Source organism: Rhodococcus sp. NPDC078407 (genome assembly GCF_044542515.1).
Taxonomy (GTDB): domain Bacteria; phylum Actinomycetota; class Actinomycetes; order Mycobacteriales; family Mycobacteriaceae; genus Rhodococcoides.
On sequence record NZ_JBITUQ010000003.1, the window covers coordinates 271,551 to 290,488 of the forward strand.

Sequence of the window (18,938 nt, forward strand, 5' to 3'; positions counted from 1 at the left end):
TCATGGCGACGAAGAAGGTCACGCAAGGCTCGGCACCGCATGCCGCCGACAGTCACGATCTGATTCGGGTGCAGGGCGCGCGGCAGAACAATCTCCAGGACATCAGTGTGGATCTACCCAAGCGACGCCTCACCGTCTTCACCGGAGTGTCGGGCTCGGGCAAGAGCTCGCTGGTCTTCAGCACTATTGCCGCGGAGTCACAGCGGATGATCAACGAGACCTACAGCGCCTTCGTTCAGGGTTTCATGCCCACACTTGCACGACCGGACGTCGACGTCATGGATGGGCTCACTACTGCGATCATCGTCGATCAGCAGCGAATGGGTGCCAACCCTCACTCGACGGTCGGTACCGCCACCGATGCCAACGCCATGCTTCGCATTCTGTTCAGTCGAGTGGGTAAGCCCTATATCGGCTCGGCGCAAGCATTTTCGTTCAATGTGGCATCGGTCTCGGGTGCGGGCGCATACAAGGTGGACAAGGGCGGCCGTCAGACCACCGAGAAGAAGTCCTTCTCCGTCACCGGCGGCATGTGCCCACGCTGCGAGGGACGCGGTTCGGTCAGCGACTTCGATCTCACCGCCCTCTACGACGCGAGCAAGTCCCTCAACGAGAATGCCATCACCATTCCCGGCTACAGCATGGAAGGGTGGTACGGCCGAATCTTTCGCGGCTGCGGCTACTTCGACCCGGACAAGCCCATCGCGAAGTACACGAAGAAGGAACTCGACGATCTTCTCTATCGCGAGCCGACGAAGATCAAGGTCGAAGGCATCAACCTAACCTACTCGGGGCTCGTACCTCAGATTCAGAAATCGTTCCTGTCCAAGGACGTCGACGCCATGCAGCCGCATATTCGCGCATTCGTCGAGCGCGCGATCACCTTCACCACGTGCCCGGACTGCGACGGAACAAGGCTCAATGAAGGCGCTCGGTCGTCGAAGATCAAGGGCATCAACATCGCCGACGCGTGCTCGATGCAGATCAGCGATCTGGCCGCTTGGGTCGCAGGCCTGAAGGAACCGTCGGTGGCACCACTCCTGACGACGCTGAGCGAAACGCTGGACTCCTTCGTGGAAATCGGACTCGGATACCTCAGCCTGGATCGGCCGTCGGGAACGCTGTCGGGTGGAGAAGCGCAGCGGACCAAGATGATTCGCCACCTCGGCTCCTCGTTGACCGACGTGACGTACGTGTTCGACGAGCCCACGACCGGCCTGCATCCCCATGACATCGAACGGATGAACAATCTGCTGTTGCAGTTGCGGGACAAAGGAAATACCGTCCTGGTCGTCGAGCACAAGCCCGAGACGATCGCCATCGCCGATCACGTCGTCGATCTGGGCCCGGGTGCCGGCAGCGCAGGCGGGCATATCTGCTTCGAAGGCACCGTCGAAGGACTGCGCCACAGCGACACCGTCACCGGTCGACATTTCGACGATCGCGCGTCGCTCGAGCCGTCGGTGCGTGAGTTCTCAGAGGTGCTCGAGATTCGCGGAGCGAACTCACACAATCTGCGCGATGTGGACGTCGACATTCCACTGGGGGTGTTGGTCGTCGTCACCGGCGTCGCAGGCTCGGGCAAGAGCTCACTGATTCACGGGTCTCTCTCGGGCACAGAAGATGTGGTGTCGGTGGACCAGGGGGCGATCCGTGGCTCGCGTCGAAGCAACCCCGCGACCTATACCGGACTGCTCGAACCGATCCGCAAGGCCTTCGCCAAGGAGAATGCCGTCAAACCGGCCCTGTTCAGCTCCAACTCCGAAGGCGCGTGCCCGACGTGCAACGGGGCAGGCGTCATCTACAGCGATCTCGCCATGATGGCCGGGGTCGCCACGACGTGTGAAGTGTGCGAGGGCAAGCGGTTCCAAGCTTCGGTACTCGAGTACCACTTCGGCGGTCGCAACATCGACGAGGTGTTGTCCATGTCGGTCGCCGAAGCCGAGGAGTTCTTCGCCGACGGAGCATCCAAATTGATTCCGGCACACAAGATTCTGCAACGCTTGAACGACGTGGGGTTGGGTTACCTGAAGATCGGCCAACCGTTGACGACGCTCTCGGGTGGAGAACGCCAGCGCCTCAAGCTCGCCACGCACATGGCAGCCAATGGCGGGGTCTACGTACTGGACGAACCCACCACCGGACTGCATCTCGCCGATGTGGACAAGCTCCTCGGACTGCTCGACCGATTGGTCGACTCGGGCAAGTCCGTGATCGTCATCGAGCATCATCAAGCCGTCATGGCCCACGCAGACTGGATCATCGATCTGGGTCCCGGTGCCGGACACGACGGCGGACTCGTGGTGTTCGAGGGAACGCCGTCCGATCTGGTGGCGGACGGTTCTACTCTCACTGCACAACATCTGGCCGCGTACGTCGGGAGCTGACAGCGCGGGGCGGCCGATATCCTGAACCCCCCATGGTGACCTTGCTGCTCGCGCTCGTCGGATTCGCGGTACTCGATTCGCTCGACGTGTTGTTGATCGGTGTCACTGCTGGGATCGCTGTGCACGCGAGAACCACCCGCCGGTCGCCGTTTCGCGCCGGGCTGGCCTTCGTGGGCGGGGTATTCACGGCAACGACGACATTCGGCATTCTCACCGTTCTCGGCATCGACTTCTTCACAGATCTGTTCGACTTCACGATCACCCCGACGGTTCGCTATCGGACAGAATTCGCAGTCGGGCTCGTCCTGATCACTCTCGGTGCTCTGCGCACCACCGAACGTCGCCCACCGGCGTGGGCAGCCAGGGCCGGGTCCAGCATTCCCGTCGTCGCCCTGACCGGACTGACGATCGGTCTCGTGCAGGGGCCGACGGCAGTGCCGTATCTCGCCGGGCTGACGATGCTCTCGACCTACGATCCCCGTCCGCCATGGTGGCCGGCCATCGTCGTCGCATATTGCCTGATCGGGCTGCTACCGCCGATCCTCGTCTTGATACTGGCGTCGAAGAAGAGTCGTCGTTCCAGGCGCGCATTCACCGCGACCGTGCGGGCCCTGACCCGCTACGGCCCGCCGACGGTGCGCATCATCTTCGTCGTGCTCGGTGTCGCACTCGTCGCCGACGCTCTGATTCATGCTCGGGACCTCCTGTAGGTCGCCGTCGTAAGCTTCTGCGCATGGCACTCGATCACGGCGACCCCGGTGACGCCCCGTCCGTTCCCCCTCCCCTGGCTCCGGTCGTCGACGACCGACGGCCCTCCGCCGCCGAGGAAGCGCGCACGATCGCCGCGTCCACCAACATCGCGACCCTCGCGAGTCTGACCGCCGACGGCGACCCCTGGGCATCCTTCGTCACCTACGGATTGCACGATGGCGCTCCGGTTCTGTGCGTCTCGCAGATGGCGGAGCACGGACGCAACCTCGCCGGCGATCAACGGATGAGCCTGTCGATCGTGGCACCGCAATCACAGACCGATCCGCTGGCATCGGGCCGAATCACCCTCGCCGGCGTGGTCGAAAGGCCCGAGGGTGACGAGCTCGCGGCGGCCCGCGAAGCGCATCTCGCAGCAGTGCCCGCGGCGAAGTACTACCTCGACTACAGCGACTTCGCGCTCTGGATCATGCGCGTACAGCGGGTCCGATGGGTCGGCGGGTACGGGCGGATGGATTCGGCAACCGCCGCGGACTACGCCGAGGCGGCACCCGATCCGGTCTCGCCCACCTCGGCATACGCGATCGAGCACCTCAACGCCGACCATTCGACGTCTCTGGTGGCGATGGCTCGTCGACTGGGCGGCTTTCCCGATGCCACCTCGGCCGAATGCACTGCAGCGGACCGCTACGGACTGGACCTGAAGGTGCTCACGCCGCGCGGAGTCGCCTACACCAGGGTTGGTTATGCGACGCCGATCGACTCGGCTGCCGAACTGCGAGCCGCAACCGTCGAACTGGCGAAACGAGCGGGAGGCCGGGGCTAGTTTCAGCTGCACCGCCCACTCTGTACCGGTACAGCCACCTCGCCGAGACGCCACAGACGTTGGCGACTACCGTTGTGCGTACATCTCAACGTCTAGGGAGCAAAGGTAATGAGCATCCAACCGGTCGAATCGAAGCGTCATCGTGTCGTCGTCATCGGTTCCGGGTTCGGAGGACTGTTCGGCGTAAAGGCGCTGAAAAAGGCCGACGTCGACATCACCCTCGTCGCCAAGACGACGCACCACCTCTTCCAGCCGCTGCTGTATCAGGTTGCGACGGGCATCCTGTCCGTCGGCGAGATCGCTCCGACGACCCGCGTCATTCTGCGCAAGCAGAAGAACGCCGAAGTGTTGCTGGGCGACGTGCTGAACATCGACCTCGAGGCCAAGACGGTGACGTCCAAGCTGCTCGAGCGCGTGACTGTCACCCCGTTCGACAGCTTGATCGTTGCGGCCGGAGCGCAACAGTCCTACTTCGGCAACGATCACTTTGCCGAATTCGCACCCGGCATGAAGACGATCGACGACGCTCTCGAATTGCGCGGACGTATCCTCGGTGCCTTCGAGCAGGCGGAGCTCTCCGACGATCAGGAGGAGAAGGACCGTCTGATGACGTTCGTCGTCGTCGGGGCCGGCCCCACGGGCGTCGAACTCGCCGGGCAGATCGCCGAGCTGGCGGACCGGACGCTCGATGGAGCCTTCCGCAACATCGATCCTCGGGACGCTCGCGTCATTCTCCTCGACGCGGCCCCCGCCGTTCTTCCGCCGATGGGCGAGAAACTCGGTCGCAAGGCCGCCGAACGCCTGGAGAAGCTCGGCGTCGAGATTCAGCTCAACGCGATGGTCACCGATGTCGACAACGACGGACTGACGGTCAAGGAGAAGGACGGCAGTACTCGTCGTATCGAGGCGCAGTGCAAGGTCTGGTCGGCAGGCGTCCAGGGCAGTCCCCTCGGCAAGCAGCTGGCGGATCAGTCCGGTTCGGAGACCGACCGCGCCGGTCGTGTGCTCGTCGAGCCCGACCTGACCGTCAAGGGCCACCCCCACGTATTCGTCATCGGCGACCTCATGTCGGTCAAGGATGTGCCCGGCATGGCGCAGGGCGCCATTCAGGGAGCGACGTACGCCGCCAAGCTGATCAAGGCGTCGGTGAAGGGCGAGGACGATCCCACCCAGCGCTCGCCGTTCAAGTACTTCGACAAGGGCTCGATGGCAACGGTGTCGCGATTCAACGCCGTGGCCAAGGTCGGCAAGCTCGAATTCGGCGGCTTCATCGCATGGCTGATGTGGCTGGCGCTGCACCTGTACTACCTGGTGGGCTACCGCAGCCGCATCACGACCGTCATCTCGTGGTTCGTGACGTTCCTGGGCCGCGGTCGCGCCCAGATGGCCTCGACGGAACAGCAGGTGTTCGCGCGATTGGCCATCGAGCAACTCAACTCCATCGAACGCGCCGGCGACGTGAACAAGCGCACCGCAGTGGTGGAAGAGCAACGAGAAGAGGCAGCCGGCTGATTACTTCGTCGTGCGCGTTTTGCGCCCCCACAGGTACGCAAAACGCGCACGACCAAGCGATGCGATTGCCGGTCTCACGCCCCCGATTACGCGGGCTGCAGGCGTCGCCCCACCGAGGTACTCAGCGACCCGCCACCTGCTAGCGCCAGCCGGACGGTTCCGCCGCCGAGATCGACCGCGGACGCCCGAGCATCCGGGTATTGCAACGTACTGGACATCGACAGCGGAGCCGACAACACGTCGTGCGCGATCGAACCCTCGCCCAGCTCCACGCGGTGCCGTAACAACGGCTTACCTCCGACGTCGCACCGCATCGCACTGCTCCACCGCCCCGACGCTTCCTCGACACGCCCGATCTGCGTCCGCTCACGCAGCCACAGCGTCGAATCCTGCTGCAGCTCAACGGTGTTGACCACCGAATGCGAGGCGTCGGACACGACGACCATAGGCTCGGGGTCGAAGATCAAAGACGCCCCCGCACCGATCTCGAAATGCCACTGCGCCGACGAGTGACGCTGTTGCATACCGGGCATCGCCAACGACGCCGCGACGCTGCGAACCTCCAGGTGCGCGCCTGCCGCCACCGAGATTCTGACGCTGATGGTGTCACCACCGAGTGGCGTTGCCGCCGTTCCGATCAGGTGGACGGTATCTCGGCCCGTCTGCCGACCGGCAAGTCCCCCCACCGAGGTGATGCGAGGGCTGCGATGCAGGCTCGCATCGATGGAGAGCTCGGTGTGCATCGACGCTCAGTGTGCGTGGGCATGCGCGTCGGCGTCGGCCACGATCTTCAGCTGCTCTCGAATCCACGCGAGCACCGTGGTCGCGGCCGGATCGTCGGTGAGCGAGATCAGCGCCGTCGGCCGGCCCTCGCGCACCTGAGCCGCATCACGCTCCATGACACCCAGATCGGCTCCGACGTAGGGAGCGAGATCAGTCTTGTTGACGACCAGCAGATCGGAGAACGTGACACCGGGACCGCCCTTGCGCGGCACCTTGTCGCCGCCTGCGACATCGACGACGAAGATCTGCACGTCGATCAGGCCGGACGAGAACGTCGCCGTCAGGTTGTCTCCACCCGACTCGACCAGTATCAGGTCCAGCGGCGGATTGTTCTCGATCAGGTCGTCGATGGCATCGAGGTTGGCGGTGATGTCGTCGCGAATTGCGGTGTGCGGGCAGCCACCTGTCTGTACGGCGGTGATCCGCTCGTCCGGCAGCACCGCGTGCCGACGAAGGAAGTCTGCGTCCTCGGTGGTGTAGATGTCGTTGGTCAGGACAGCCAGCGACAGCTCGTCGCGCAACTGGCGGCACAAGGCCGCCACCAACGCGGTCTTTCCGGAACCGACCGGACCACCAATTCCCACTCGCAGTGCCTCGCCCTTGGTCCGTGCGCGTTTGGGGCGATCCAGGCCGTGGTCGTGGGGCTCACCGTCGATCAGGTGCGGGGGCATGACATCTCCTTGGTCGTCGAGAACTATCGATCGAAACTGTGGATGGGGATTTTCAGGATACGAACAGCGGACGATCGCGGACGGCGTGGGCTTCGGCAAACATGTCCAGCAACGGATCCGACAACTCCATCAGGTCGGGTAGGCATTCGCACACTGCGGCAGCCACGTCGTCGCAGAAGTCGCCCAAGCGGATGGTGCAGGCAGCAACTTCCGCCGGATCGAGCGCCAGCAGACGCTGCGCCGCGATCGCCGAACCGGTCATGGTGGTGTACACCTGCACAGCCGCCGCGTCGGCAACCGACAGACCGGACGCGAGGCACACGTGCCCCGCGGCGACGCCGAGGTGGGGCCTGCGGCCGATGGACAGCCAATCATGCAGAGGCCAGGCCGATTTCGCCAACCGAAGCAGGCCTCGCCCCTGAGCGCGAGACGCCGACCTGGCTGCCGGCGACGGCGTTCGAGCGTCACATTCGGCGTCTGCGTCGTCCGTGCCGAGTGAGCCGTGGACGATCGCGGCGGCCACCGACGCCGTGGTGGCACCGGAGGTCCTGATACGACGCCGCAAGAACGCGTCGAGTGTCGCGATGTCCCGGACCGAACCCGAAGCGATCGCCTCCTCCACTCCACCGGAATGCACGTGTCCACCGGTAGGTAGTCGCGAATCGGCAAGCGTGAGAAGCGTTGTCACCTGCAACCGCGCAGCCGTCATCAGAAGAGGAAGTATCGCTGCGCCATCGGCAGTTCGGTTGCCGGCTGTTCTTTCCAGACGTCGCCGTCGATGCGCACCGTGAAGGTGTCCGGATCCACCTCGATGTCGGGCATGGCGTCGTTGAGTGCCATGTCGGCTTTCCTGATACTGCGGACGTTCTTGACCGGAACGAGCCGGCGATCGCAGTTCAGGCGTCCGGCAAGTCCGTCTTCGATTGCCTGGGGGGCGACGAAGTGCAGTGATGTGGCTGCTGCCGCTTTGGGCGCGGCTCCGAACATCGGACGCGGAAGCTCGGGTTGCGGAGTCGGAATCGACGCGTTGGCATCGCCCATAGCCGCCCAGGCGATCATGCCGCCTTTGATGACCATGTGCGGGCGGACGCCGAAGAATGCCGGATCCCACAGCACCAGATCAGCCAGTTTTCCCGGCTCGATGGAACCGATCTCGTCGTCCAACCCATGGGCGACGGCTGGGCAGATGGTGTATTTGGCGACGTACCGCATGACACGGTTGTTGTCGGCACCGTTGTCGCCGCTCAGGAAGCCGCGACGAGACTTCATCACGTGCGCGGTCTGCCAGGTGCGTAGAACCACTTCGCCGATACGCCCCATCGCCTGCGCATCGCTGCCAATCATCGAGATCGCACCCATGTCGTGCAGCAGATCTTCCGCGGCAATGGTCGACGGCCGAATCCGGCTCTCGGCGAACGCCAGATCCTCCGGGATCGACGGACTCAGGTGATGGCACACCATCAGCATGTCGAGATGTTCGTCGAGGGTGTTCACGGTGTGCGGACGCGTCGGGTTGGTCGAGCTGGGCAACACGTGGCCCTGCGCAGCCACGGTGATGATGTCGGGTGCGTGCCCGCCGCCCGCACCCTCTGTGTGATAGGCGTGAATGCCGCGTCCGGCGATCGCGGCGAGGGTTGTCTCGACGAACCCCGCTTCGTTGAGGGTGTCCGAGTGCAACGCGGCTTGCACACCGGCGTCCTCGCACACTCTCAGGCACGCGTCGATAGCGGCGGGAGTGGATCCCCAGTCCTCGTGCAATTTGAATCCCGATGCGCCTGCGCGCAATTGCTCCCACATGGAGTCGGGGTTGACCGTGTTGCCTTTGCCGAGGAGCACGATGTTCATCGGCCAGTCGTCGAGCGCTTCGAGCATCCGGGACAGGTGCCATGCACCCGGGGTGACCGTGGTCGCCTTGCTTCCCTCGGCCGGTCCGGTACCGCCGGCGATCACGGTGGTGATGCCGCCGCCGAGAGCTTCCTCCTTGATCTGCGGGCAGATCAGGTGAACGTGGCAGTCGATTCCGCCGGCCGTGACGATCTTGCCGTTGCCCGCGATGATCTCGGTCGACGGTCCGATCACGAGATCGGGATGAACCCCGGTCATGGTGTCGGGATTACCCGCCTTGCCCACCGCCACGATGCGTCCGTCGCGAATACCGAGGTCCGCCTTGATGATTCCCCAATAGTCGACGACAACCACCCCGGTGATCACCGTGTCGGGAGCGCCGTCTGCGCGGGTGGCCCGCGATTGACCCATCGATTCGCGGATCACCTTGCCCCCGCCGAAGACGGCTTCCTCACCCGCGTTGCCCGGCCCGCCGCTGCGGTCCTCGGTGACCTCGATCAGAAGATCGGTGTCTGCCAAACGAATTCGATCACCCGTGGTGGGGCCGAACAACTGTGCGTATCGGCTCCGACTCAGACGCGCCATCAGCTGTCCAACTTTCCGGGAGGTGTCATGCTCAGACCGTGGACCTCGCGCGTCCCACCGAGGGGCACGAGCCGAATCTCCTGCTCGATGCCGGGCTCGAAACGAACCGCTGTGCCCGCCGGAATGTCGAGGCGGTGGCCGTGTGCGCGTTCGCGGTCGAACTGCAGGGCGTCGTTGGATTGCGGAAAGTGCACGTGTGAGCCCACCTGGACCGGGCGATCGCCGGCGTTCACGACGACCATCGTGATCACTTCGGCACCCTCGTTGATCTCGATATCCCCTGCAACGGTGATGATCTCGCCCGGAACCAGGTGACCGTCACCTCGCTTCGGTGAGATCGGCTCGTGCACGGTGATCAGTTTCGTGCCGTCGGGAAAGGTGGCTTCGACCATCACCTCGGGCAGTAACTCGGGAACACCACCGAGGACATCGTCGGCGCTCAGTATCTCTCGCCCCGAGGACATCAGGTCTGCAACGGATCGTCCGTCCCGGGCACCTTCGAGAAGGTGATCGGTGATGATCGCAATGGCCTCGGGGTGATTGAGTTTCAGTCCGCGAGCCCGACGACGCCGTGCGAGTTCGGCCGCGTAACTGACGAGCAGTCGATCCTGCTCGTGCGGAGACAACCGCATTGGAGTTCTCCGTCCCGATCGGTGATGGTGCTCGGCAATTCTGACACGCTCGAGGCGACCCGGCAGCGGAGCGCGCCGCTGCGATTCATCCGAGGGGCACGGTCACCGACCGATCGAGCAGCCCTCGTAGAACGTCGCGATCGATTCCCGATGCAACATTCTGCAGCTCGGCAAGGCCGAACGCGCCTGCATCGAGGCCTCGCACCAGCACCCCGGCCAGCGCCTGCGCGGTGGCGGGCTCGTCCATCACCTCACCGCCCTGACGGTCCAGGTAATTTCCGAGTCGAGCGGCCGCGACCGGCATGGCGTGGCGGAAGAAGCCGAAGGTGGCCAGCCACCGCGTCACCAGATGCCCGGGATGCATGTCCCAACCCTGGTAGAAACCGCGCTCAAGGGACCTGGTCACCAGCTCGAAGTGTCGACGCGCCGACACCGAAATCTGCTCCGGGCTACCGGTGGGAACTACCTGGGTCGAGCCGTCGCAGACCCACACGCCGGTTTGGGCAGCTGCCACCAACATGACGTTCTTCGCGTGGTCCGCCACCGGATGCGCCAACGACTGCTGCGCGGAGGTGATTCCACATGCCGCGCTGTAGTCGTAGGTCCCGTAGTGCAGGGACGTGCAGCGACCGTCTGCGCGGGTGATGGCCCTCGCGAGAGTCGTCGTGCCGTCGGCTCCCACTACCGCCTGAGGGCTCTCGATCTGCAACTCGAAACGCAGTGCGCGATCGGGCAGACCGTGCGCGCGCTCGATCTCCTCGCACAATGCGACCACCGCGGCCACCTGCGCGACGGCACGCAGTTTGGGCACGGTGAACACGAAACCGTCGGGTACTCCCCCGGCCCCGTCCAGAACGAGCTCGAGGGTGCGAATTCCGCGTCGACGCTCGTGCGCTGCAAGACCTTTGGAGCGAATGCCGAGCCAGCTCGGGCCTGCGGGGTCCCTCGCCAACGCCGACAGTGCTGTGCCCACTGCCGTTGCGTGCCGGTCTTCGACGGCATCCGACCGCCAGCCGTAACCGTCCTCGAAGTCGAACCTCAGATCCTGGATGGGGGCACGGTTCAACCGATCACGTACGAGAGGCAGTGCATCCGCGGTGTCCAGCTCGGCGAAGGCGCCGGGGTGGGCATCGAGAATTGCCGAGCCTGCGGCACCCCACTCGGCAGGCACCTCCGCCGAGGCGTCGGATGCCGAGACGTACACGGTGTGGGAGGGCTGCCCGCCTATTCGATCGCCCGGATAGTGCCGCGCCAGGTCGTCGTCGATAGGACCGAACAACGACTCGATGCGATCGAGAGCGTCGGGGGTCAAGGCGGTGACCGGGGAATTCGATTGCTGGTTGTGGCCTGTCATGGGCATCACTGTCCCAGACGTGCGGTGTTTTCGATATTTGCCAGCCGGACCTTGCCTTGTGCGACCGGACGCCCGGTCTCGTCGGCGATGTCGACCTGCCACAGCTGCTGGGTACGTCCGCGATGGATCGGGTGTCCGTGTGCGGTCAGAGTGCCCGACCGGGTGGCGCGGAGGAAGTCGGTGTTGTTGTTGACGCCGACCACGTGTCCACGTGACCCGAACCAGGCCGAGCCGGCGATGCTGGCCACCGATTCGACCACCGCGCACAGCACGCCTCCATGCATGATTCCGGCTGGTTGATGGAGTTGCGGGGTGACGGTCCACTCGGCACGCACGTCATCACCGGACACCTCGAGATACTTCAGACCGACGACTCCGTCGAATCCTCGATGACACAGCTCCGTCAGCTGTTCCGGCGTCATGGCCTCGAAGGGCGTCTGCTCGGTGGTGCCGTTCGAGTCCGTCATTGCATTGCCTCCGGTTGCGTCGAATCATGCGGGCCGACTGCCCTCGACCAGAGATACACGATGGTCGACCCACGAAAATCTGTGGGCCTCTCGTTCGTGAAGAACGAGAGGCCCACCGCGGCAAGGACCGGGAGTCACTGCAGCCCTCAGGACTCCGGCGCGGTCCGTTGGTACGAAGTCAGCATAGGCAAACCTTAGTTGAGATGCAAGGACTTCACGAGGCCCGCAGCCTCGCGCGACCAGGAACCCCGACGCGTGAGCGGACAGGCGCACCGGCATCGACCATGGCGTCGAGCAACATCTGGCCCCGGCGAGCTCCGTCCGAGGCACTCGTTCCCGCCAGAATCGGCACGTACGTCGACGCGCCGAGGATCGCGTCGCCCACCAGAGCCCAGAAGACTCGGGCATCGAGCGGAGCGCGCTCCGAGATCGCGCGAAACACCGCATCGAGCGACGTGATGCATCGATGCGCCGTCCACACCAGCAGGGCCTGCTCACACGGAAAGGTCACCGTGCCGGGTTCACCCGCACGAGAGTCCTCCGGCAGCACCCGCAGTATCGGCGACGCGACACCCGCCCAGTCGATTCCGCCGTCGCTGTCCATGTGGATCCACACATTGTCGATACCCGGATCCCAGGCGCGTGCTTCCAGGACCAGAAGGGCGGAGACTCGGCCGACCACAGCGTGGATCAACGCCGTGGCGACTTGAACCGCAGCCGCCTCCGGCACTTCCAGATCCTCGAATGACCGGTTGTACATCCGCTCGACGCGCCCGTCGGTCAGGCCGACGGCCAGTTGCCACCACCGACGCTTGCCTTCGTTCGCCATGGCTGCAACCGCGTACATGCGCGGGTAATCGGGATTGAGCGCCCGCAGGGTCGCACAGGAATCGGCCAAGGGAGCCGTCCCGTCGGATCGGCTCGAGAATCTCCGAACATCGGCCCAGTCCGAGAATGCCACCGTTGCAACTGACACCTGATCGCTCCTTGATGTTCGTGGCGGGTGATTGCGTCGCACCCCAGCCTCGTATGTAGGTTAGCCTAACCAGATTACATCGTGAATCAGGTACCGCTACCCTTACCTCACCTCACACCGAAGGCAAGGGTTCCGTAACCTAAACGAGTCCCTTCGAAACAGCGAGGAGTCGCGACCCTGTGACCACAGCTCCGCTACTCGGCCCACACGGCGCTCGCCGGTCTCCCGACGAGCAGTACGGGACCGACACCGCGCCCGACGGCCCGCCGCCCCGGAGTTCCCGCATCGCTGCGGCAGCGATCGATGCCCTGATCGTTCTGGTCCCACTCTTCGTCGGATGGTCGATCGTCGATGCCTTGCGGGACGACAACGGTGGCGGACAAGCGGACCGCTTCGTGTTCGGTGCGATCGCGGTGTGCGTCGCACTGGCTCTGTTCGTCTGGAACCGCGGGTACCGCGACGGCAACGACGGTCAGAGCACCGGCAAGCGATGGCTCGGGCTGACCCTGCGCGATACCGTCGAACACGGCCCCATCGGTGCCCGTCGAGCACTGCGTCGTCAATTCTGGCTCAGCGCCGGGTCGTCCGAGGTGGTGCGCGAAAAGGTCGCGGCAGCACAGGGATTCGAGCCGATTCCCAAAGACGGTTCGGTCGCGGCGATTCGGCGTCGACGATTGCTGGGCTTGGCCGTACTTGTCCTCGCTCTCGTGGCCGGAATCCTCGCCAGCATCGCCATCGGTGCGCGGCCGCTGACCTTCGCCGAAATAGCGCACGCTCTGCTGAACTCGACAGGCACCGACACGGACATCATCGTGCGCACGCTGCGGGTTCCCCGTACCTTGCTGGCACTGGTCGTGGGTATAGCGCTCGGCATCGCAGGCGCTCTCATCCAAGGGCACACCCGCAACCCGCTGGCCGACGCCAGCCTGCTCGGCCTGAATTCGGGAGCAGCGTTCTTCGTCGTGATGGCCATCTACCTGTTCGGGTACACCTCGCCCAGTCAGTACCTGTGGTTCGCGTTCGCCGGGTCGGCTGCGGCGAGCGTCGTCGTGTTCGGACTGTCGTCGATCGGGTCGGGGAGATCGAGTCCGGTCAATCTCGCATTGGCCGGGGCCGGCGTCGCCTTCTTCCTCTCGGCGATGACCAACGCCGTCGTACTGCTCGACCAGACCAGCCTGGACGGCTACCGCTTCTGGGTGGTCGGATCGGTGGCGGGACGCGGCCTGGACGTGTTGTGGCAGGTGTTGCCGTTCCTGGTGATCGGTGTGCTGATCGCGGTCGCCAGCACCCCAGGACTCAACGTGATGAGCCTCGGTGAGGACGTCGCGCGCTCGCTGGGGACCAACATTGCGGTCACCCGCACCGTCGGCATCCTCGCGATCACGTTGCTGACCGGCGCAGCGACCGCAGCATGCGGACCGATTGCCTTCGTGGGCCTCGTTGTCCCGCACATCGCCCGCGCGGTCACCGGACCCGACTACCGGTGGCTCGTCCCCTACGCAGGACTCATGGGCGGTGTGATGCTCATGATCGCCGATGTCGTCGGACGGGTCGTCGTACGCCCGGGCGAGCTCCAGGTGGGCATCGTTCTGGCGCTGATCGGCGCGCCGTTCTTCATCGCACTGGTCCGCCGCCGGAAGTTGGTCGGCCTGTGACCACCGATGTGCAGTCCACACCGCCGTCCTCGGACAAGGGCGTCGTTCGCGCTCGACCGGCGTTTCGTCTCGGCCCGGTCTCCATGGTCCGACGACCGTTGATGGCGATCGTCACCCTCCTGCTGGCTGCGGCCCTGGTGTTGGTCATGTGCATCAACATCGGACGCGGCGACTTTCCGTTGTCGATCGCGCAGGTCCTCGACGTGCTGCTCGGCGGAGGATCGCGGATCGAGCGCTTCATCGTCATGGATCTGCGGTTGCCTCGATCGCTCACCGGACTGCTCGTCGGAGCCGCACTCGGCATCTCCGGAGCCATCACCCAGTCCATCTCCCGCAACGCACTCGCCAGCCCCGACATCCTGGGTATCACCGCGGGGGCCAGTGCCGCAGCCGTCGCGCTGATCGTATTGGGAGGCGGTGGCAGTTTCAGCGGTCTGCTCGCCACCCTGGGCCTGCCGCTCGCAGCACTGGTGGGCGGCGTGCTCACTGCGATCGCGATCTACACCCTCGCGTGGCGAAAAGGCGTCGACGGTTTCCGTCTCATTCTGGTGGGGATCGCCGTGAACGCCATGCTCACCGCCGTGATCGGATGGCTGCTCATCAGCGCGGACATCAACGACGTCACCCGCGCGCAGGTGTGGCTGAACGGCTCGCTCAACGGTGCCAACTGGGCGTCCGTCTGGCCGGTCGCTGCCGCGGTCGTTCTCGTCGGCGGTGGAACCGTCATCGCGACGTTCACACTGGGCGCTCTGCGGCTGGGTGACGACAACGCCCGATCGCTCGGAGTGCGACTGCAACACAGCCAAGCAATGATGCTGCTGGCCGCCGTCGCTCTCGCCGCCATCGCCACCGCCGCAGCGGGCCCCATCGGGTTCGTCGCGCTGGCAGCGCCACAGATCGCCCTCCGAGTGCTGCGAACGCCAGGCCCGCCGATCATCGCGTCGGCCCTCCTCGGCGGGTTGCTGGTCGTGGCAAGCGACCTGATCGCTCGAACGATTCTGCCGGTGGAGCTACCGGTCGGCATCGTCACCTCGGCTCTCGGTGGACCGTTCCTTCTCTACCTTCTCGTCCGCAGTAATCGAAAGGCTTCCGTATGACCATCAGCCAGCCCCCGCGTCTGATCGCGGAAGATCTCAGCCTCGGTTACGGCGATCGCACCATCGTCGAACATCTGGATCTCGAGATACACACCGGAGTCATCACCACGGTCATCGGGCCCAACGGCTGCGGAAAGTCGACGCTGCTGCGCTCGCTCGGTCGACTGCTCAAGCCCAAGGCCGGCAGTGTGACGCTCGACGGCCGGGCGATCGGCTCGATGAAGACCAAGGACGTTGCCCGGACCCTGGGCATGCTCCCGCAGGCTCCGACCGCTCCCGAAGGACTGACCGTCGCAGATCTCGTCTCACGTGGTCGTCACCCGCACCAATCGTGGATCAGACAGTGGAGCTCCGACGACGAGGTCGAGGTGGCCAACGCCCTCGAGCTGACCGGAGTCGGCGACCTCGCCGACCGGCCCGTCGACGAGTTGTCGGGCGGTCAACGTCAGAGGGCGTGGATCTCCATGGCATTGGCTCAGGGCACCGATATCTTGCTGCTGGACGAGCCGACCACCTACCTCGATCTGGCGCACTCCATCGAGGTGCTCGATCTCGTCGATCGGTTGCACGACGAACTCGGCCGAACGATAGTCATGGTGCTGCACGACCTGAACCTGGCGCTTCGCTACAGCGACCGATTGATCGTCATGAAGCACGGACAGATCGTCACCTCCGGCCGGCCTCAGGACGTCATCTCGGAGCAACTGTTGCTCGACGTGTTCGGCCTCGAAGCCGCAGTCATCGATGACCCGATGTCCGACCGTCCGCTCATCGTCCCGATCGGGACGCGGCACGTCTACGGGTCGGTCGGTGGCCCCGTGAGATCCCGAAAAGGTTCTGCTGCAGGCATTCCCAAAGCCGTCTAGCAGTAGTCACCGCTCAATCATGGTGCGCACCAACTTGAATCCCTGACCGAGAGACACGTCGGGCAGGTAGGCCCGACCGATCGCGTTGCCGATACTGGGTAGCGCGGCCGGATCGGCAAACGTCATGTGCATGGGTTCGTAGCGAGGCTGGAACTTGGACTTGAACGCCAGCAGAGAGCGAAAGCCGTAGACGGGTTCGAGCGTGCGTCCGAGTACGTCGAGCAACCGTTCGAGCAGTCCTGCCAGCGTCGACTGTTCGGCACTGGAGACATGTTCTGGTTGCTTCTCGTCGACCTTGGCCAGCGGTGCGCCCGACAAGCTGAGGAATCTGGCGCCTTCCTCCTCGAGCAACAAGGCAGCCGACGCAATGAGAAATTCCATCGTCGGCCGAAAACCCTCCGACCGACGACGCATGAAGTCGAGCGTCCAGCCCACGATGACGCCGTCCTCGTACACCGGCATCCACGAGGTCACACCGTGTACGGTCCGCTGCTCGTCGACGGCGATCAGGCAACGCACGTTCTCGTCGTCGACCTCCTCGAGACCGCCGAGGGTGAACCCCATCTCGGGCATGCCCTTGTCCGCAACCCACTCCTCGGAAATGGCCGTGATCTGATCGGTGATGGCCAGTGGTGCCGACGGGAAACGAATCCATTCGGCTACGACACCCGCCTTCTTCGCCCGATTGAGAGCCGTCCGCACGTCCTGGAAACGCTTGCCGGTGAACGCAATCCCGTCCAGGTCCAGTACCGTCTCCTCCCCCACCTGAATACCTCCCCAGCCGAGGGAATCGGTGATGCGGCGAACATCGGGGGTCACGGAGTAGAAGCACGGTATCCAGCCGTTCTTCGACGCGAACTCGGCGAAATCGACGACGTTGTCGCGCAACGACTCTCGCGGACCCACTGGATCGCCCGTCGTCAGAGCCACACCCGAGATGACGCGATAGGCGACGTAACTGCGGCCGTCGGAACCGAACCAATACCTGTTTCCGCGCCAGGTCGTCATCCACGACAGCGCCGACCCACTGCTCGACATGAGCAATCCACGCGCTCGTTCGGTCGCGTCGGTCTCGGTGCCGTACACCGGGGCCAGGAAGGTGCTCGCGGCGAGCACGCAGACCGCAGCCCAGAACACCACGCCGGTCCACTCGAAGAGCAAGGTGGTGGGCACACTCTGCGGCAGCAGCGCGGGTTCGAGCCACTGCAGGTAGACGGGAGGAACCAGGCGCTGCGGGAAGTCCGCTACCAGATCTTCGAACGATGGCGAGTCGGCGAAGCCGTCACGCGCGAGGTAGCCGCCCAACGCGTAGAACGCGCCGAGTCCGGCGCCCACCCCGATCACCGACGCCGCCCACCGCCGGTACGTGCCCGCAGGCGCCGACACGTCGAAGAACCTGCGGGTGAGCAGGAGAATGATCAGCACGATCAGCGGCAACAGGAACGGCACGACGGTGCGATAGGCGGTCGGCGATTCGAGTCCGTAGAACAGTGATCGGTCGTCGCCTGTCTCCAGGAACCGGATGGCGAAGTTGGCGACGGACAGCGCGAGCAGGATCAACTGCGCGACCATGGCCATCGCCCAGGCTGAACGCCTACCGCGCCGTAGGCCATCGCTGATGACGAGCAGGAAAAGGGAGGGCATGATGCTCAGAATGATCGGACCGACACCGCCGAGCCTGAGATCGAGCAGGCCGCGGCGGCACTCCACCGGATCCGTGGTCGCATCGGCGCAGATCTCGCGCACCTCGGCTGCCGTGTAGGGGACTCCTCGAACGACGTCACGAAGGACAGCGAACGGGCCTACCGCGTTGGGGCTCAGGGCTGCCAGCACCGGACCCAACGCGCTCGCAGCAACGATCAGCGCAATCAGGACACGACCTTCGCGTTGCGTACCCGCGAGTCGCGGACCACGAGCCGATCGTCCGACGATCCACGGCCCCACGACGAGGCCGATCACCGCGGCGGCGAGTCGAATGACGTCCTGCAGGTGCCCACCGAACAGCGCCGAAATCAACAGCAAAGCGAGCACACCGACGCGGATCCGCCTGCGCCACAACGTACCCATCTGCGAGGTCGCAACGAGTAGCACGCCGACGATCCAGGTTGTCGGACCTACTGCGGTCCCGACGTGCAATCGGAAACCCCAATCGGCATCGAAGGTCTTGGCCAGCGCGGCCAGACCCAGACCGAGTAGCGAACCGGCTACCTGTGTGACCGAGGCAGCGATAGCGAACCGACCGGATCCCATCCGGCGCTCGATGGGCGCGGCGGCGAGCAGAACCCCGATCGTCGCCACCACACAACCGGCGATGCCGGGTGCCGTCAGTCCAGAGGTCAATGGAGTCCACAGGTGCCAGTGCTCGAACGGCATGATGCCCACGGCGAAATACTTGTTCACCTCGCCGCGGTCGTCGGCAACGGCCGCAGCGATTCCGGTCACCCACACGAGTGCGAGCAGCCCGAAGCTGACGGGGGCTCCGACCGCACCGAACACGACGAGTGACCACAATCGCCGAAGCTGGCGCATCACCGCGGACGAGCCGGATCGCACCTCCTTCGTACGTCTCGATAT

General features: G+C 64.7%; 16 protein-coding genes. 7 read left to right on the forward strand and 9 right to left on the reverse strand.

All coding sequences use genetic code 11. The features are described 5' to 3' along the window. The first annotated feature begins 2 nt into the window (after positions 1–2). From ACIGGF_RS05425 to ACIGGF_RS05440, 4 genes are all read left to right on the forward strand, one after another. Positions 3–2,387, forward strand: coding sequence for an ATP-binding cassette domain-containing protein (locus tag ACIGGF_RS05425; RefSeq protein WP_397520341.1), 2,385 nt, complete (start codon positions 3–5; stop codon positions 2,385–2,387). A 32-nt stretch (positions 2,388–2,419) separates the two neighbouring features. Then, positions 2,420–3,097, forward strand: coding sequence for a GAP family protein (locus ACIGGF_RS05430; protein WP_397520342.1), 678 nt, complete (start codon positions 2,420–2,422; stop codon positions 3,095–3,097). A gap of 23 nt (positions 3,098–3,120) precedes the next feature. After that, positions 3,121–3,921: a HugZ family protein gene (locus tag ACIGGF_RS05435; protein ID WP_397520343.1), complete on the forward strand. Its 801-nt coding sequence runs from the start codon at positions 3,121–3,123 to the stop codon at positions 3,919–3,921. Between the two features lie 108 nt (positions 3,922–4,029). Next, positions 4,030–5,433: an NAD(P)/FAD-dependent oxidoreductase gene (locus tag ACIGGF_RS05440; protein ID WP_397520344.1), complete on the forward strand. Its 1,404-nt coding sequence runs from the start codon at positions 4,030–4,032 to the stop codon at positions 5,431–5,433. 86 nt (positions 5,434–5,519) lie between these two features. On the opposite strand, the gene ACIGGF_RS05445 is transcribed toward ACIGGF_RS05440, so the two are convergent. From ACIGGF_RS05445 to ACIGGF_RS05480, 8 genes are all read right to left on the reverse strand, one after another. Continuing rightward, positions 5,520–6,176 carry an urease accessory protein UreD gene (locus ACIGGF_RS05445; protein ID WP_397520345.1) on the reverse strand — a complete coding sequence of 219 codons (657 nt, stop codon included), beginning with the start codon at positions 6,174–6,176 and terminating at the stop codon, positions 5,520–5,522. A 6-nt stretch (positions 6,177–6,182) separates the two neighbouring features. After that, on the reverse strand, positions 6,183–6,887 hold the full coding sequence (gene ureG, locus ACIGGF_RS05450; protein ID WP_397520346.1) for an urease accessory protein UreG: 705 nt from the start codon (positions 6,885–6,887) through the stop codon (positions 6,183–6,185). Positions 6,888–6,939: 52 nt separating this feature from the next. Then, positions 6,940–7,581 (reverse strand): urease accessory protein UreF, encoded by a 642-nt coding sequence (locus ACIGGF_RS05455; RefSeq protein WP_397520458.1) that lies wholly within the window; start codon positions 7,579–7,581, stop codon positions 6,940–6,942. A 14-nt stretch (positions 7,582–7,595) separates the two neighbouring features. Then, a complete protein-coding gene (locus tag ACIGGF_RS05460; RefSeq protein WP_397520347.1) occupies positions 7,596–9,317 on the reverse strand; it encodes an urease subunit alpha in 1,722 nt (573 codons plus the stop codon). Continuing rightward, entirely contained in the window at positions 9,317–9,949 is a 633-nt protein-coding gene (locus ACIGGF_RS05465; RefSeq protein WP_397520348.1) for an urease subunit gamma, read from the reverse strand. The genes ACIGGF_RS05460 and ACIGGF_RS05465 overlap by 1 nt, the downstream gene beginning before the upstream one ends. A gap of 85 nt (positions 9,950–10,034) precedes the next feature. After that, positions 10,035–11,303, reverse strand: a complete 1,269-nt coding sequence (locus tag ACIGGF_RS05470; protein ID WP_397520349.1) for a DUF6986 family protein — start codon at positions 11,301–11,303, stop codon at positions 10,035–10,037. Between the two features lie 5 nt (positions 11,304–11,308). Continuing rightward, positions 11,309–11,725 (reverse strand): PaaI family thioesterase, encoded by a 417-nt coding sequence (locus ACIGGF_RS05475; protein WP_397520459.1) that lies wholly within the window; start codon positions 11,723–11,725, stop codon positions 11,309–11,311. Between the two features lie 259 nt (positions 11,726–11,984). Beyond that, a complete protein-coding gene (locus tag ACIGGF_RS05480) occupies positions 11,985–12,746 on the reverse strand; it encodes a hypothetical protein (RefSeq protein WP_397520350.1) in 762 nt (253 codons plus the stop codon). 179 nt (positions 12,747–12,925) lie between these two features. Between ACIGGF_RS05480 and ACIGGF_RS05485 the strand changes: the two genes are divergently transcribed. From ACIGGF_RS05485 to ACIGGF_RS05495, 3 genes are all read left to right on the forward strand, one after another. Then, positions 12,926–14,401, forward strand: coding sequence for a FecCD family ABC transporter permease (locus ACIGGF_RS05485; protein WP_397520351.1), 1,476 nt, complete (start codon positions 12,926–12,928; stop codon positions 14,399–14,401). 83 nt (positions 14,402–14,484) lie between these two features. Beyond that, a complete protein-coding gene (locus ACIGGF_RS05490; protein ID WP_397520460.1) occupies positions 14,485–15,498 on the forward strand; it encodes a FecCD family ABC transporter permease in 1,014 nt (337 codons plus the stop codon). Next, a complete protein-coding gene (locus ACIGGF_RS05495) occupies positions 15,495–16,364 on the forward strand; it encodes an ABC transporter ATP-binding protein (protein ID WP_397520352.1) in 870 nt (289 codons plus the stop codon). The genes ACIGGF_RS05490 and ACIGGF_RS05495 overlap by 4 nt, the downstream gene beginning before the upstream one ends. 6 nt (positions 16,365–16,370) lie before the next feature. Here the strand turns inward: ACIGGF_RS05495 and ACIGGF_RS05500 are convergent, their stop codons facing one another. Then, positions 16,371–18,893, reverse strand: a complete 2,523-nt coding sequence (locus ACIGGF_RS05500; protein ID WP_397520461.1) for a bifunctional lysylphosphatidylglycerol flippase/synthetase MprF — start codon at positions 18,891–18,893, stop codon at positions 16,371–16,373. Positions 18,894–18,938: the final 45 nt, after the last annotated feature.

Bases quoted from the DNA above. Each gene is read 5' to 3' on its own strand.
- ACIGGF_RS05425 (WP_397520341.1), top strand. From the start codon at position 3: ATGGCGACGAAGAAGGTCACGCAAGGCTCGGCACCGCATGCCGCCGAC.
- ACIGGF_RS05430 (WP_397520342.1), top strand. From the start codon at position 2,420: ATGGTGACCTTGCTGCTCGCGCTCGTCGGATTCGCGGTACTCGATTCG.
- ACIGGF_RS05435 (WP_397520343.1), top strand. From the start codon at position 3,121: ATGGCACTCGATCACGGCGACCCCGGTGACGCCCCGTCCGTTCCCCCT.
- ACIGGF_RS05440 (WP_397520344.1), top strand. From the start codon at position 4,030: ATGAGCATCCAACCGGTCGAATCGAAGCGTCATCGTGTCGTCGTCATC.
- ACIGGF_RS05445 (WP_397520345.1), bottom strand. From the start codon at position 6,176: ATGCACACCGAGCTCTCCATCGATGCGAGCCTGCATCGCAGCCCTCGC.
- ureG (WP_397520346.1), bottom strand. From the start codon at position 6,887: ATGCCCCCGCACCTGATCGACGGTGAGCCCCACGACCACGGCCTGGAT.
- ACIGGF_RS05460 (WP_397520347.1), bottom strand. From the start codon at position 9,317: ATGGCGCGTCTGAGTCGGAGCCGATACGCACAGTTGTTCGGCCCCACC.
- ACIGGF_RS05465 (WP_397520348.1), bottom strand. From the start codon at position 9,949: ATGCGGTTGTCTCCGCACGAGCAGGATCGACTGCTCGTCAGTTACGCG.
- ACIGGF_RS05470 (WP_397520349.1), bottom strand. From the start codon at position 11,303: ATGACAGGCCACAACCAGCAATCGAATTCCCCGGTCACCGCCTTGACC.
- ACIGGF_RS05475 (WP_397520459.1), bottom strand. From the start codon at position 11,725: ATGACGCCGGAACAGCTGACGGAGCTGTGTCATCGAGGATTCGACGGA.
- ACIGGF_RS05490 (WP_397520460.1), top strand. From the start codon at position 14,485: ATGGTCCGACGACCGTTGATGGCGATCGTCACCCTCCTGCTGGCTGCG.
- ACIGGF_RS05495 (WP_397520352.1), top strand. From the start codon at position 15,495: ATGACCATCAGCCAGCCCCCGCGTCTGATCGCGGAAGATCTCAGCCTC.
- ACIGGF_RS05500 (WP_397520461.1), bottom strand. From the start codon at position 18,893: ATGCGCCAGCTTCGGCGATTGTGGTCACTCGTCGTGTTCGGTGCGGTC.